At 68.6% G+C, this 15,048-nt stretch carries 13 protein-coding genes; 3 read left to right on the top strand and 10 right to left on the bottom strand.

The features are described 5' to 3' along the window. Nucleotides 1-119: 119 nt before the first annotated feature. Entirely contained in the window at nucleotides 120-1,370 is a 1,251-nt protein-coding gene (locus FVE89_RS06780; RefSeq protein ID WP_160533272.1) for an MFS transporter, read from the bottom strand. Nucleotides 1,371-1,834: 464 nt separating this feature from the next. Here FVE89_RS06780 and FVE89_RS06775 point away from each other — a divergent pair, with 464 nt between their 5' ends. Next, the gene (locus FVE89_RS06775) at nucleotides 1,835-2,848 is read left to right on the top strand and encodes a L,D-transpeptidase (protein ID WP_160533271.1); all 1,014 of its coding nucleotides are present in this window, start codon (nucleotides 1,835-1,837) and stop codon (nucleotides 2,846-2,848) included. Between the two features lie 15 nt (nucleotides 2,849-2,863). Here the strand turns inward: FVE89_RS06775 and glpX are convergent, their stop codons facing one another. From glpX to FVE89_RS06760, 3 genes are all read right to left on the bottom strand, one after another. Next, nucleotides 2,864-3,847 carry a class II fructose-bisphosphatase gene (gene glpX, locus FVE89_RS06770; protein ID WP_160533270.1) on the bottom strand — a complete coding sequence of 328 codons (984 nt, stop codon included), beginning with the start codon at nucleotides 3,845-3,847 and terminating at the stop codon, nucleotides 2,864-2,866. Between the two features lie 216 nt (nucleotides 3,848-4,063). Beyond that, nucleotides 4,064-5,380 carry a homoserine dehydrogenase gene (locus FVE89_RS06765; protein WP_160533269.1) on the bottom strand — a complete coding sequence of 439 codons (1,317 nt, stop codon included), beginning with the start codon at nucleotides 5,378-5,380 and terminating at the stop codon, nucleotides 4,064-4,066. A 109-nt stretch (nucleotides 5,381-5,489) separates the two neighbouring features. After that, nucleotides 5,490-6,176, bottom strand: coding sequence for a ceramidase domain-containing protein (locus tag FVE89_RS06760; RefSeq protein ID WP_160533268.1), 687 nt, complete (start codon nucleotides 6,174-6,176; stop codon nucleotides 5,490-5,492). A gap of 232 nt (nucleotides 6,177-6,408) precedes the next feature. Here FVE89_RS06760 and xth point away from each other — a divergent pair, with 232 nt between their 5' ends. Next, nucleotides 6,409-7,203, top strand: a complete 795-nt coding sequence (xth, locus tag FVE89_RS06755) for an exodeoxyribonuclease III (protein ID WP_160533267.1) — start codon at nucleotides 6,409-6,411, stop codon at nucleotides 7,201-7,203. A gap of 71 nt (nucleotides 7,204-7,274) precedes the next feature. Then, nucleotides 7,275-7,898 carry a glutathione S-transferase family protein gene (locus tag FVE89_RS06750; RefSeq protein ID WP_160533266.1) on the top strand — a complete coding sequence of 208 codons (624 nt, stop codon included), beginning with the start codon at nucleotides 7,275-7,277 and terminating at the stop codon, nucleotides 7,896-7,898. Nucleotides 7,899-7,923: 25 nt separating this feature from the next. On the opposite strand, the gene FVE89_RS06745 is transcribed toward FVE89_RS06750, so the two are convergent. The 6 genes from FVE89_RS06745 to FVE89_RS06720 form a co-directional block, all read right to left on the bottom strand. Continuing rightward, nucleotides 7,924-8,826, bottom strand: coding sequence for a tetratricopeptide repeat protein (locus tag FVE89_RS06745; protein ID WP_160533265.1), 903 nt, complete (start codon nucleotides 8,824-8,826; stop codon nucleotides 7,924-7,926). Next, nucleotides 8,813-10,543: a dihydroxy-acid dehydratase gene (gene ilvD, locus FVE89_RS06740; protein ID WP_160533264.1), complete on the bottom strand. Its 1,731-nt coding sequence runs from the start codon at nucleotides 10,541-10,543 to the stop codon at nucleotides 8,813-8,815. The genes FVE89_RS06745 and ilvD overlap by 14 nt, the downstream gene beginning before the upstream one ends. A gap of 664 nt (nucleotides 10,544-11,207) precedes the next feature. Then, a complete protein-coding gene (locus FVE89_RS06735; protein WP_160533263.1) occupies nucleotides 11,208-12,068 on the bottom strand; it encodes a transglutaminase family protein in 861 nt (286 codons plus the stop codon). 70 nt (nucleotides 12,069-12,138) lie between these two features. Then, nucleotides 12,139-12,732, bottom strand: a complete 594-nt coding sequence (locus FVE89_RS06730) for an LUD domain-containing protein (RefSeq protein WP_160533262.1) — start codon at nucleotides 12,730-12,732, stop codon at nucleotides 12,139-12,141. Further along, entirely contained in the window at nucleotides 12,729-14,300 is a 1,572-nt protein-coding gene (locus FVE89_RS06725) for a lactate utilization protein B (RefSeq protein WP_160533261.1), read from the bottom strand. The genes FVE89_RS06730 and FVE89_RS06725 overlap by 4 nt, the downstream gene beginning before the upstream one ends. Beyond that, on the bottom strand, nucleotides 14,297-15,040 hold the full coding sequence (locus FVE89_RS06720; RefSeq protein WP_091715893.1) for a (Fe-S)-binding protein: 744 nt from the start codon (nucleotides 15,038-15,040) through the stop codon (nucleotides 14,297-14,299). Before FVE89_RS06720 ends, FVE89_RS06725 begins: the two co-directional genes overlap by 4 nt. Nucleotides 15,041-15,048: the final 8 nt, after the last annotated feature.

The following is a 15,048-nucleotide window of genomic DNA, read 5'->3' as shown; positions in this document are numbered from 1 at the left end:
TTCGAGAGCCGGATGGCAACCGGGAATTACGCGCGATACGGGAATCGGGGATGTAGATTTCGACGAATACGGGGGCCGCCAGGGCCCCCGTTCCGCGTCTCACGATCCTGGTCGTCCGCTCAGGCGGTGGCCGGCCGCAATTGCTCGGGCTGCCCTTCGGGCGCCGTGCCCATCGCCTTGCCGCGCGGCCCCACCCAGCTGCCGACCCATTTGCGCTGCCACAGGGCGAGGCAGCCGAGCACGATCGCCGTGAAGGCGGCGTAGCCGATGAACCCCATCGAGAAAGAGCCGGTATATTGCTTGGACAGGCCCATCACGTTCGGCAGGATCGCGCCGCCGAGCGCCCCGATCTCGCCGATCATCGAACCGGCCACCGCGGTGTTCGAGGGCCAGCGCAGGGGCACGAGCTGGAACAGCGCGCCGTTGCCGGCGCCGAGCGCCGCGAAGCAGAGCATGAACAGCAGCGTCGTGAGCGCCAGCGACGGGGTCGCGGTCAGCCACAGCAGGGTTGCGATCGCCGCGAGCAGCACCACCGACAGGACCGCGATCCCGCCCATCCGGTCGGCGAAGTAGCCGCCGACGATCCGGATGCCCGAGCCCATGAAGGCCGCCAGCATGGTCAGCCGCCCGGCCTCGACCTTGGTCACGGCGAACTGCTCGTAGAAGAAGGTCGGCAGGAAGTTCGACAGGCCGATGAAGCCGCCGAAGGTGATCACGTAGATCAGCGAGAAGGCCCAGCCGTCCTTGGTGAACAGGCAAGAGATGTGCTCCTTGAACGACTGATGCTCGCAATCCGGCGGCTCCTTCGCCAGCACGATCATGACCGCCAGGGGCAGCAGCATGGTGAGGCCCGCGAAGGCATAGGTCGTCTGCCAGCCATAGGCCTGGGCCAGCGGCGGCGCGAACAGCACAGCCAGCACCGTGCCGGAATTGCCGGCGCCCGCGATGCCCATGGCGAGCCCCTTATGCTCCGGCGGGAACCAGCCCGAGCCGAGCGAGAGCGCCACGCCGAAGGACGCGCCGGCGATGCCGAGCAGGACGCCCATGGCCAACACTTCGTTGTAGGAGGAGACGAACAGATAGCCGTAGGCCATCGCCAGCATGATCACGCTCATCTCGACGATCGCGGCGTTCTTGCGGCCGATATACTGGGCCAGGACGCCGAGCGGGAAGCGCATCAGCGCGCCCGCCAGGATCGGCAGCGAGATCATGAACCCGGTCTGGGCCGGCGTCAGCTTGTAGGTCTCGGTGATGAACGGACCCATGGCGCCGTTCAGGACCCAGATGGCGAAGCAGAAATCGAAATAGAGGAATGCGGCGAACAGCGTCGGGGGGTGACCCGACTTCATCACGGTCTTGAAGCTGGCCATTTCAGGTGCTCGTCATAGAAAGGCGAACCGTCACGCGGTCGCTCATGCCGGGGATCCGGACTCACACCGTCCGCTGTCTGGAGCGCCGTTGCTCCGCCGCCGCATCAGGCGCGGCTGCCCTTGGCTAAGCAGCAAGCGTGCCAGATCCCGGTTGCCGCGGGCCTCGGGCGCCGGACCGCACGCTGATGCCGATCGAGGCAGCACTGCCAAGCAAACGGGCGGCAGAGCGCGGTTCCGTCGGATCTGCGCCGGGTGGCGCGGGGCGATTGCGGCAAGCGGGTCACACAGGCATGAAGAACGAGGCCCCGACCGCCCGTAATGTGCCCGTGCAGGTTGCCGGCAACTTGGCGGCGAAGCGCGGTATTTGCTACGCTAAGGGATGAGCTGAGCCATGTCTTCGTGCAGGCCCGCTCGATTGCGCGCCCGGACGTGTCCCGGCGTCGCCGCCGAGGAATTTTCAAACCATGCCCGCCCCGATCCGTCGCCTTCTCCTGGCCGGCTTCGCCGTCCTCGCCGTCGCTTCCCCCGCGCACGCTCAGGGCCGCGGCCCGGTCGGTCAGGCCGGCATCGACGGGTTCGGCGATGACGGGCAGCTCTACCAGGATCAGAACGGCGCGTATTACGTGCGCCGCGGCGACCGCTACCTGCCCTATACCGGCCGCACCGACTTCGTGCGCCCCGCCGCGCCGCGGCAGGCCGCGCAGCCCCAGCCTCCGGCATCCGCCGCGTCGCTGGATGCGGAGCCGACGGCGCCGGGCCGCCCGGGCACGGCGTCCACGGCCGAGGGCCTGTCGCCGCTGGAGGCCGCCAAGGCGAAGGCCGTGCTGCGCGCGCCCGACAACGAGCCGATCGACTACGCCAGGATCTACGGGCCGGTCACCGATGACGTTTTTCCGATCCAGGCGTTCAATTACAAGAAGATGAACCCGGCGTTTCTGCGCCAGGAGATCGCCTATCACGGCCCCTACGAGCCGGGGACGATCATCGTCGATCCGCGCGCGCACCAGCTCACGCTGGTGGAGGAGAACGGCCGGGCGCGCCGCTACGGTGTGGGCGTCGGCAAGCAGGGCTTCTCGTGGTCCGGCAGCGCCACGGTCAATTCCAAGCAGGCATGGCCGGACTGGTATCCGCCCAAGGAGATGATCGCCCGCAGCCCGAAGCTCGCGAGCGAGGTCGACAAGCTGCAGAGCGGCCTCGGCGTGGCGGGCGGCCTGCGCAACCCGCTCGGCGCCCGGGCCATGTACCTCTGGCAGGGCAACAAGGACACGCTGTTTCGCATTCACGGCACCCTCGAGCCCTACTCCATCGGCAAGAGCGTGTCCTCGGGCTGCATCCGGATGATCAACCAGGATGCCATCGACCTGTTCAGCCGCGTCAATGTCGGCACGAAGGTGGTCGTGCTGAGCGGCGGCGGCACGGTTGAAGCGGCTGCGAACCCGCCGGCGCCGCGGGGTCGCACCGCGGACAGCCGGCTCTGAAAACCTGCTGACGCGTCAGCTCAACCCGCGCCGATGCTCCCCGAGGATCCGGCGCACGGTGCCGGCCTCGGACCGGTAGACCACCGTCTCGGTCTGGATCCGGTCCGGCCGGAAGCGGACGCCGCGCAGCAGCGCGCCGTCGGTGACGCCCGTGGCCGCCACGATCACGTCGCCGCTCGCCAATTCGGTGAGATCGTATTTCCGGTCGAGATCCTTGATGCCCATTTCGGTCGCCCGGCGGCGGCGATCGGCCGTGTCGAGGATGAGGCGGCCCTGCATCTGGCCCCCGATGCATCGCATCGCCGCCGCCGCGAGCACCCCCTCGGGCGCTGCGCCGGTCCCGAGATAGAGATCGATCCCGGTCTCCTCGGGCCGAGCCGTGAAGATGATCCCGGCAATGTCGCCGTCCGAGATCAGCCGGACCGCGGCCCCCGCCTCCCGCACCTCGGCCACGAGCGCCGCGTGACGGGGCCGGTCTAGGATCAGCGCGGTGATCTGCTGCGGATCGACGCCCTTGGCCCGGGCCAGCGCGCGGACATTGTCGGTGGGACTCGCATCGAGGTCGACGAGTCCGGCCGGATAGCCCGGGCCGATCGCGATCTTCTGCATGTAGACGTCGGGGGCCGCGAGCAGGGAGCCGCGCTCCGCCATCGCCATGACGGCGATCGCCCCGGGCATGTCCTTGGCGCAGAGCGTCGTGCCTTCGAGGGGATCGACCGCGATATCCACCTCCGGACCTTCGCCGCGCCCCAGTTGCTCGCCGATGAACAGCATCGGCGCCTCGTCGCGCTCGCCCTCCCCGATCACCACCGTGCCGCGGATCGGAAGGCCGTTGAGCTCGTCGCGCATGGCATCGACGGCCGCCTGATCGGCGGCCTTCTCGTCACCCTTACCCCGCAGGCGCGCCGCCGCGATGGCGGCCCGTTCGGTCACGCGGGCCAATTCCAGGGCGAGCATGCGCGGGACCCCGCGCGAAGCGGGTTTCAGAGCGTCGGCCATCGTTTCCTGCCTTTGTCCGGGCCCGATCTTTTGTCGGATCCCGATATAAACGCCGTTCGGCGATCGACGTTCAGCCTAAGCTCCGTTCGAGGCGGCCCCATAATCTAGATTAGATCCGCGTATCTTGCACCGGATCGTTTCGCGAGGCTTGCCGATCTCATCCAGAAGGGCGTCGGGACTCGCCCTATCGCAGAGCGTGAATCGCGCGTTGCGCCGTTACTCGCGCTCGATCCGGATGACCTGGGGCGGCTCGGCCAGCAGACCGTCCGCATCGATCGCGTCGAGGGCTGTGCGGATGCTGCCCTCGGTGGCCGCATAGGTGATCAGAACCAGCGGCACGGGCCGCCCCGAGCGCCCGCGCGGATCCGAGTCACCGCCCTCGGTGCGGCGTTGCAGGATGCTCTCCAGAGAGATCTCGCGCTCGGCCATCCGCTGGGCGACGCCCGCCGCGACGCCCGGCCGATCGTGAACCGTGAGCCGGATATAGTAGCCGCCCTTGTGGCGCTGCATCTCGACGCGTTCGCTGGCGCGCATCGTGGCGGCGGGGATGCCGAAGGTCGAACGCACGATCCCGCGCGCCACGTCGGCGATATCGGCCACGACCGCGGAGGCCGTCGCCTCGCCGCCGGCGCCCGGGCCGATCAGGGTCAGCTCGCCGACCGCGTCGGCATCGATCGTCACCGCGTTGGTGACGCCCATGACCTGGGCGATGGCCGAGGATTTCGGCACCATGGTGGGATGCACCCGCTGCTCGACCCCGGCCTCGGTCGCCTGCGCGACGCCGAGCAGCTTGATCCGGTAGCCGAGCTCGTCGGCCATGCGCAGGTCGAGGGGCTGGACGCGTGAGATCCCCTCCACCGACACGCCGTCGGCATCGACCGCGGTGCCGAAGGCGAGGCTCGTCAGAATCGCGAGCTTGTGGGCGGTGTCGAAGCCTTCGACGTCGAAGGTCGGGTCGGCCTCGGCGTAGCCCAGCGCCTGCGCGTCCTTGAGGCAGGCCTCGAAGGTCAGGCCCTCGCGCTCCATCCGGCTGAGGATGTAGTTGCAGGTGCCGTTGAGGATTCCGTAGACGCGGCTCACCGCGTTGCCGGGCAGGCCCTCGCGCAGGGTCTTGATCACCGGGATCCCCCCGGCCACCGCCGCCTCGAAGGCCAGCGCGACGCCGCGCGCTTCGGCCAAAGCAGCCAGAGAGGCGCCGTGGCGGGCGAGGAGCGCCTTGTTGGCGGTCACCACCGGCTTGCCGGATTCGAGCGCCGCCTCGACCACGGCCTTGGCCGCCCCCTCGGCCCCGCCGATCAACTCGACCACGGCGTCGACATTTCCCGACCGCGCCAGGGCGACCGGATCGTCGAACCAGTCGATCCCCGCCATGTCGAGGCCGCGGTCGCGGCTCCGGTCGCGGGACGACACCGCGGTCACCCGCAGGTCGAGGCCCGAAGCGGCGAGCGCCGGACGGCGGCGTTCCACCATCCGGACCACGGACGCACCGACGGTGCCGAGCCCGGCGATCCCGAGGCGAAAACTCACTGTCATGACCTCTTCCATGCCCAGGCGACCGCGAAGAGCCGGGCGCCCGATGCGGCGCACTTCTGCAAGAAATCGGTCTGCGCCGCAAGGAAACCGCCGCGGCGCGGCGATCGGCTCATCCGGCCACGGCGCGATGCCGGATCGCGGTCGCCACGAGGCCGTAGAGCGCGACCGCATTGAGGACATGCCACACCGGATGCGTCCCGATCGGCAGCGATGCGCAGGCGGCTTGGTCGGCGCTGCGCGCGGCGAGCGAGATCACGAACAGGGCGCCGATGCCGGTGAGTCGCCGTCCCGTGCCGATACGGTGCTCCTCCGGACGCATGAGGGTCATGGCCGTGACGCCGAACAGCGCCAGCAGCGCCGGCAGATAATCGATCGAGCCGTTGGTCAGATGCGAGAGGTCGAGGCCCGTCATGTCGTCGAGCATGGGCGTGAGCGAGAAGCCGAACATCGCGAAACCCGCCGTTCCCACGACGACGCGCACCCGCGAGAGCCGCAGGAACCGACGGAGCGCCAGCGCGAGATACGCGTAGATGAACGCCGCGATCGGGATCACGTCGGCCAGCATCGCCCAACGGACGGCCAGCGTGTGGAACAGGAAGGAGCCGATCCCGATCACCGCGATCAGCCCGGCCAGACCGAACCCGACGCGATCCGGAGGCCGGGCCTGGCTTGCGCGCCGCGCCGCCGCAGCGGCGGCCAGAAGGAAGGCGGCGTTGGACAGGGCGTTGACGGGCTCGGCCCAGAACCCGGCGTCGGCCCGCTCGCAATAGGCCCGCACCGGCTCGAACCATTCCATGGGACCCCCCTCAGGACGCTCTCTGCCGGAGCGGGTTCAGATCCGGCCGAAGCGGATGCATCGCACCGGCCTGCCGAGCCCGGCACGACGCTGACGCTTCTGCGCCGGATCGCCGCCAAGCGCGACGCCATCGTTCGGAGCGACACCTAGATGCCCGATCTTGCACCAAGCCGGCCTTGCCAGCGCGACGCGAAGCGGGGATGACGACCCAGAGGCGACCGGATGCGAGGCGATGCGGATCACGACCTGGAACGTCAATTCGATCAAGCAGCGTTTGCCCCACCTCCTGGCCTTCCTCGACGAGGCCAAGCCCGACGTGGTCTGCCTCCAGGAGCTGAAATGCCAGGATGCGGCGTTCCCCCGCGCCGAGGTGGAGGCCGCTGGCTACGCGGTCGAGACGCTGGGCCAGAAGGCCTATAACGGCGTCGCCCTGCTGGTCCGCGCGCCGCTCACGATGGGCGAGGTGCGGCGCGGGCTTCCCGGCGATGCCGAGGACGAGCAGGCCCGCTACATCGAGGCGCTGATCTCGGGAACGGAGACCCGGCCGGTGCGGGTCGCCTCGATCTACCTGCCGAACGGCAATCCGGTGGACAGCCCGAAATACCCCTACAAGCTCGCCTTCCTCGAACGACTCAGGCTCCATGCGCGCGCGCTGATGGAAGACGAGAACGCGGTGGTTCTGGCGGGCGACTACAACGTCATCCCGGAGCCCGCCGACGCCGCCGATCCGGAGGCGTGGCGCTCCGACGCCCTGTTCCTCCTCGAGAGCCGGATGGCGTTCCGCGCCCTGCTGGCCGAGGGCTACACGGACGGGCTGCGGGCCTGCGACCCCCGCGATGGGCTCTACACGTTCTGGGACTATCAGGCGGGCTGCTGGCAGCGGAATGCCGGTATCCGGATCGACCACCTGCTGCTCTCGCCCCAGGCCGCTGACCGGCTGGTCGCGGCCTCGGTGCAGAAGCACCTGCGCGGGCTCGACAAGCCGTCCGACCACGTTCCGGTGACGGTCGAACTGTCGGCAGGCTGACACAACGCCCTATCTAAGGGAGGTGGAACGCGGCCCGGTACCTGCCGCGTCCCTCAGCATAGGAGCTCCGCTTGATCGTCTACGGCACCGGTTACTCGCCCTTCGTCCGCAAGGTCCTGGTCTCATTGGCCGAGAAGGGCGTCTCGTATGAGCACAAGCCCGTCATGTTCCACGCGCCGGATGCGGATTTCCAGGCGGCGAGCCCGTTCGGAAAGATCCCCGCCATCGAGGATGACGGTTTCCGCCTCGCCGATTCCTCCGCCATCCTCTGGTATCTGGAGCGCAAGCATCCGACGCCGGCTCTCGTGCCGACCGATCCCAAGGCACTCGGCCGTGCCGTCTGGTTCGACAAGTTCGGCGACACGGAGCTGTTCGGGAAGCTGATCGTGCCCTTCGTCGAGCGGGTGCTGAAGCCCAACGTGATGAAGCAGGCCACAAACGAGGCCGCGGTGACGAAGGCCCTCGACAAGGACCTGCCGCCGCTCTTCGACTATCTGGAGGGCGAGGTCGCGGGCCCGTATCTCGTGGGCGACGTCTTCAGCATCGCCGACATCTCGGTCGCCACCGGTTTCTACAACTTCCAATTGGCCGAAGCCCGGATCGATGCCGGACGCTGGCCGAGGCTCGCAGCCTATGTCGACGCCACCCTGGGGCGGCCGTCGTTCAAGGCCGCCCTGGCGGCGAAGAAGGGCTGACGCGCTCTGAGGGAGCCGGCGGCGGTCAGCGCCGCCGCCGGATCGACCCCACGGTCTGCAACTGGGTCTGCGCCTCCGCGCGGTCGTCCTCGTTGGCGGCGGCCCAGTTCTTGTCGTAGAGCGCCACGATCCAGTCATCCTTGCGGCCCTCGGCGCCCTCCCGGGCGAGGGAGAGCCACATCAGGCCCTTCACCCGCTGGATCGGCACGCCGCCGAGGCCGTTGATCAGCATGTCGCCGAGCAGCGCCTGGGCCGGGTGGTGTCCCTTCTCGGCGGCGAGGTTGAACCAGCGCGCGGCCTGCCGGGGATCGGCCTCGACGCCGGTGCCGTCGAGGTAGAGCCGGGCCAGATTGTACTGCGCGTTGGGGTCGCCGTAATAGGACGCCGCGTAGTTGAACATATCATAGGCGCGCTCGGGATTCGGGCGCACGTAGGTGCCCTTGATCCCCTCCAGGAAGTAGGTACCGAGCGCCGTGAAGGCGCTGCCCAGAACCGCCGAGTTCTGCGGATCGGGCCCGTCATCGGTGCTGGCATCGGCGATCCGGGAGAAGAACTCGAACGCCTTCAGGTCGTCATGGGGCACACCGTCGCCGTCGGCATACATCCGGCCGAGCTTCCACAGGGCCAGGGCATGGCCCTGCCCGGCCGCATATTCGAGGGCGCGCGCGGCGCCCTGCTTGTCGCCGGCATTGTACTCGCGCATGCCGGCCCGCAGCGCGTCCTTGGCCGAGCGATAGCTCTTGTCGGCCACCGGCACCTGGACCGGCATGCGCACGTTGGCGTCGAGGGCGCGGGGCGCCGTGGTCGGCAACGCGAGCAAAGCCAGCGCCCAGGCCGCGAGCACGGCCCTCCCGGCAGACCGGAACCGACCGGGATCGGCCCCGGCCAGCGCCCTGCGCCGGCTGGAGTCAGTCCTAGACGTCCGCATAGCTCTGCGTCTCCTTGGCACCTCCGGGGTGCGTGACGGCGCCGTAGAGCGCCGGGCCGACGCCCTGCGCGTATTTCCAGAGATAGCCGGAGGTCGCGGTGTTGGCCCGCGGCGCCCAGGCTTTTCGACGCTCGGCGAGTTCCTCGTCCGACAGCGCGACGCTGAGCGTGCCCTGGATCGCGTCCAGGGTGATCATGTCGCCGTCGCGGATCAGGCCGATCGGGCCGCCGACCGCCGCCTCGGGCCCGACATGGCCGACGCAGAAGCCGCGCGTCGCACCGGAGAAGCGCCCGTCCGTGATCAGCGCGACCTTGTCGCCCATGCCCTGGCCGTAGAGGGCCGCGGTGGTCGACAGCATCTCGCGCATGCCGGGGCCGCCGCGCGGTCCCTCGTAGCGGATGACGAGGACTTCGCCTTCCTTGTAGGTCCGTGACTGCACCGCCGCGAAGCAGGCCTCCTCGCCGTCGAACACACGCGCCGGGCCGGTGAAGACCTGCTTCTCGGTCGGCATGCCGGCGACCTTCACGATCGCGCCCTCGGGGGCGAGGTTGCCCTTCAGGCCGACGACACCGCCGGTCGGCGTGATCGGGCGGTTGGCCGGGTAGACCACGTCCTGATCCGGGTTCCAGGTCACCCGGTCCATGTTCTCCGCGATGGTGCGGCCGGTGACCGTCATGCAGTCGCCGTGCATGAAGCCGTGATCGAGCAGCGTCTTCATGAGGAGCGGGATGCCGCCGACCTCGAACATGTCCTTGGCGACGTAGCGCCCGCCCGGCTTCAGGTCGGCGATGTAAGGCGTGCGCCGGAAGATCTCGGCCACGTCGAACAGCGTGAATTCGATGCCGCATTCATGGGCGATCGCCGGCAGATGGAGGGCGGCGTTGGTCGAGCCGCCGGAGGCCGCCACCACGGTCGCGGCGTTCTCCAGGGCCTTGCGGGTGACGATGTCGCGCGGGCGGATCTGCTTGGCCAGCAGCTCCATCACCTTCTCGCCGGCGGTGGCGCAGAACTTGTCCCGGATCTCGTAGGGCGCCGGGGCGCCGGCCGAGTAGGGCAGCGCGAGGCCGATCGCCTCGGAGACGGTCGCCATCGTGTTGGCGGTGAACTGCGCGCCGCAGGCCCCGGCCGAGGGGCAGGCGACCTGCTCCAGCTCGTCGAGATCTTCCAGGCTCATGTCGCCGACCGCGACCTTGCCGACCGCCTCGAACAGGTCCTGGACCGTCACGGGCTTGCCGCGGAACGAGCCGGGCAGGATCGAGCCGCCGTAGATGAAGATCGACGGCACGTTGAGGCGCACCATGGCCATCATCATGCCGGGCAGCGACTTGTCGCAGCCGGCCAAGCCCACCAGCGCGTCGTAGGCGTGGCCGCGCATGGTCAGCTCGACCGAATCGGCGATGACCTCGCGCGACGGCAGCGAGGCGCGCATGCCGCCATGGCCCATGGCGATGCCGTCGGTCACCGTGATGGTGCAGAACTCGCGCGGCGTGCCGTTGGCGGCGGCGACCCCCTTCTTGACCGCCTGCGCCTGCCGCATCAGCGAGATGTTGCAGGGCGCGGCCTCGTTCCAGCAGGAGGCGACGCCGACGAGCGGCTGGTGGATCTGCTCGCGGGTCAGACCCATGGCGTAGAGATAGGAGCGGTGCGGCGCGCGGTCCGGCCCCTCGGTGACGTGGCGGCTCGGCAGCTTCGACTTGTCGTTCAAACGCGTCACCATGAGCCCGGACGGAGCCTTCGCACCACCAATCCCAAGACTGTGCGAAAGACCGCGGCGCCTCGCCGTTCGCGACGCGCCGGACTCGTCATCCGCGTGCTCGGGAAACCTCGTTCATTAACGGTAAAGCGTTGTCGAGATTGCCGTTTACCGCGGATGTTGAGGTGGGCCCGGACTATGGCGGGATCGCGGCGTTTACGGGCAGGTCTCGGGGCGGACCCGGGATCGTTTTACGGTGTTGCGACCCCGCCACAGCCACGCTTGGGCGGAATTCACCCAATGCCGATCGATCAAGAACACGTCAATTCAGGGCAAGAGAAATGGCGGGACCGGCCGATCTCCGGCGCCCGCGGAAGGGATCATCGACCGGGTTAAGACGCTGTTCTCAGTCTTTGATGAAATGATAGACGGTTCTTCGCACGCGTGAAGAGCCCTGGACGTTTGCGGCAGGCTGTTCTTCGACTGCCGAATCGGCGCCCAGGACGATTGCGCATCTGAGCTTTGACGCGTTCGACCTCAGGCCTCTTGCGTCATGCCGGATGCGCCACGCACGTGTGAGGGCGCATTTGCCGCCACCCGCGCGGGCCGATCCGCATCATCCGGCGCGCGGCCTGACAGCCGGCCGGATCGCCCGATGACCGCCTGTGGCGGCGCAGAACAAGCCCGTTCAGGCCGCCCCGGCGTGCGGCGCGGGGATCTCCGTGGAGATCGCGTCCACGGTGCGCGGCATCGGGCTGCCCAGCCCGTCCGAGCGCTGGATCCGCACCTGCTGGTTCACCGGCTGCATGTTGCCGAAGGGCGTCGAGAACGCGATCTCGGCGGCGTCGCGGCCGACGCCGATCCGGACGAGACCGTCGAGATCGGCCTGCCGCGTGGCGTCGAACAGCCACCAGCGCCCGTCGAGATAGGCCTCGAACACCGCGTGGAAATCGCTCGGCACGAGGCCGTGCGCGTAGCAGCTCACGAAACGGGCGGGGATGCCCAGAGCCCGGCAGAAGGCGGTGCCGATATGCGCGAAATCGCGGCAGACGCCGGCGCGTTTGAGCAGCGACTCGTCCGCGGTCGTCTCGCCGTCGCTGGTGCCGGGCTGATAGGTGATGTGATCGTGGATCCAGTTGCAGATCTGGTTCACGCGCGCATGGCCCTTCGGCAGCGCGCCGAACTCGGCCAGCGCGAACGGCGTCAGCCGGTCGGAGGAGACGAAGCGGCTCGGCAGCAGGAAGGGCAGGATGTCGAGGGGCAGTTGCCCGACCGGCGTCTCGTTGATGCTCGCCGGATCGGCCCGGTGCACGGTGAGGTCCACCTCGGCATTGTATTCCAGGGCGAACTGGCCCGTGGGGACATTGAGGCCGAGATAGCGGTTCTGGAGGTCGGGCGTTATGTAGATGTCGCGCTTCAGGTCGGGCGTCAGGACCAGGCTCTCGCTCAGGATCTCGACGCTCTTCAGCCTGGCCACCTCCAGATTGAAGATGAAGGTCGTATCCGAGAGGATATTGTAGGACAGGCTGCAACCAAGCGTGTAGCGCATCGGATCTCCTTGCCGGACGACTTCCTATTCGTCGCCCAAGCAAAGGTCGCGCCCGATCGCGGGTTCCGCCTCAGGCTGTTTTCGGCTGCATCACCACCGTGAGCGAGCGCACCCCTTGCGCCCCGTGGATCAGCACGCCCTCGATATCGGCGGTGGCCGAAGGGCCGGTATGCAGCACCGCGTAGGCGGAGCGGCCGAATTCCGGCCGGCGATAGGCCGCCTGGACGTTCGGCAGGATGTCGGCGGGGTCGAGCAGCACGACGAGGTGCTGGGCGAGATAAGCGACGGCATTCACGATCAGCTGGTCCTGCGTGAACAGGACCGAGCCCGTCTCGGCGATGCCGAACACGGCCCGGACCACCGCCACGTCGACATCCTCGACCTCCTGCGGATAGCGCACCGCCCGCAGGTCGCGGTTGCCCGTCAGCTCCGGGACCGCCGAGGCGACGACCTTCGCGCCGTCGAGCCGCTCGCGCACGCCCGCAAAGATGTCACCGGCCTGTGGTTCGGCCACGCGGCCGCCCATGCGCTTCAGGCGCTCTCCGAACTCGGCCACGAGATCGTCGCCGATGAGCGGCGCGAACAGCGGCACCTCCGGCAGCGGGAAGTCGCCGGCCGGCCGGTTCCGGCGGATATCGGCGAGGATCGCGTCGCGGGCGCTCATGGCTGCGTGCCCTTCATCCGGTTCTGCTTGTACCACGCGTGGAAGGTCTGGCGCGGGGCGTCCGGCATTTCCCGCTTCTTCCCCCAGGTGTTGAGCGGATTGTAGACCGCGAAGCGCGGCAGCACCTTCAGCGCCGAATCCGCCGCGCCGATCGCCGCCCGGTAGGCCACGGGGCGGGAGAGCACCGCGCCGGCGGCCTTCATCATCCCCTGCTTGAGCGCCGGGATCTGGTGCTCCTCGACCAGCACCTTGCGCCACGCAAAAATCTGCTCGTGGATGTTGATCTTCACCGGGCAGACGTTGGTGCAGGAGCCGTTCATCGTCGAGGAAAACGGCAGGGTCGAATATTTCCGCTTGTTGAAGGTCGGGTCGATGATCAGCCCGATCGGCCCCGAATAGGTCGCTCCATAGGAGAGGCCGCCCGAGCGCCGGTAGACCGGGCAGGTATTCATGCAGGCGCCGCAGCGGATGCACTTCAGGGAGGTCCAGAACTCCTCCATGCCGAGACGCTCGGAGCGGCCGTTATCGACCAGCACATAGTGCATTTCGGTGCCCTTCCGCGGTTTGCGGAAATGCGAGGTGTACTGGGTGATCGGCGAGCCGAGCGCCGAACGCGACAGCAGCCGGATGAACACGCCGAGATGCTCGACCTTCGGGATGATCTTCTCGATGCCGATCGAGTGGATCTGCAGCGGCGGCACGTTGCCGGAGAGGTCGGCATTGCCCTCGTTGGTGCAGGTGACGACCGAGCCGGTCTCAGCAATGGCGAAGTTGCAGCCGGTCATGCCGGCATCGGCCTTCAGGATGTAGGGCCGGGTCGTCTCGCGCTGGCTCTCGGCGAGGTAATGGGCGTCGTCGTTGTCGGGGTCGGTGCCGAGCGTCTTCGCGAAAACCTCGGCCACGTCCATCCGGGTCTTGTGGACCGCCGGGGCGACGACGTGGCTCGGCTCCTCGTTGTCGAGCTGCTGGATCCGCTCGCCGAGATCGGTCTCGATGATCTCGATGCCGCTGGCCGCCATGTGATGGCGGAACCCGCATTCCTCGGTGAGCATCGACTTCGACTTCACCAGGGCCCTGGCGCCGTGGCTGCGCAGGATCTCCAGGACGATCCGGTTGTGATCGGCCCCGTCCCGCGCCCAGTGGACGTGGACGCCGTTGGCCTTCGCGGCGGCCTCGAACTGCTCAAGGTACTGGTCGAGGTGGCTCAGCGTGTGCGTCTTGATCTGCGAGGCGAGCTCGCGCAGCTCCTCCCATTCGGGAATGCCGTGGGCCGAGGCGTCGCGCTTCTTGCGCAGGTCCCACAGGCGCTCGTCGTGGGCGGCCTGATGGAGCGGCGCGGCGAGGAAGCGCTCGGCGGCCTCGGACTGATCGATCGGCCGGTCGCCGCGGATCTTGGCGCCGCGGGGCTGGGGCTCGCGGATCTGCGGGGCGCGGATCGGCTTCGAGGCGGCCTCGGCGTGCTGGAGCCGGGCGCCGTCCTGAGAGCGCTCGCTCTCGTCGTCGCGGGCGCGCACCTCGGGGTGGATGACGCCCTCGCGCTCGCGGGGATTGAGATCCTCGACGCTCATGCGGCGGCTCCGTTCAGCACCTGCGCGATGTGGATGTACTTCAGCGGCAGCCCCAGGCGCTCGGCGCAGCCCTTCTGGTGCATGAGACAGGAGGAATCGGCCGAGACCACGTATTCGGCCCCGGCCCGGTTCTGATCGGCGACCTTGTCGTAGCCCATCTTGGCCGAGACCGCGGGCTCGAACACCGAGAAGGTCCCGCCGAAGCCGCAGCATTCGTCGGGCCGGGCGAGATCGACCAGCTCGACGCCGTCGACGAGGCGCAGCAGGTCGAGGGGCTTCGAGTAATAGGGCTTCACCAACTCAGAGGGCCGCGCATGGTGAATGCCGCGCAGCGCGTTGCAGTTGGTGTGGTAGGCGACCTTGTGGGGGAAGCTCGCCCAGGGCAGCGCCTCGACCTTGAGCACGTCGTGCAGGAACTCCACCAGCTCGTAGGTGCTGGCCCGGACGTGGCGGACCTCGTCGGTCTGCGGAATCGCGGTCAGGTGCTCGCGGACCTGATGGACGCAGGATCCGGAGGGCGCCACGACATAGTCGAAGCCCGAAAAATTCTTGACGAACAGAGCCTCGGTCGCGGCGGCCTCGGCGTGGCAGCCGGTGTTGGTCATCGGCTGGCCGCAGCAGGTCTGGTCGAACGGATACTCCACCGTGCAGCCAAGCCGCTCCAGCAGCTCCAGCGTGGCGATTCCGACCTCCGGCTCGAAGGCATCGACGTAGCACGGCACGAACAGGCCGACCCGCATGGTCCGGC

The organism is Methylobacterium sp. 2A (assembly GCF_009806555.1).
Classification (GTDB): Bacteria; Pseudomonadota; Alphaproteobacteria; order Rhizobiales; family Beijerinckiaceae; genus Methylobacterium.
The sequence above is the reverse complement of the archived record's forward strand: the minus strand, read 5'-3'. Positions and strand labels throughout refer to the sequence as shown.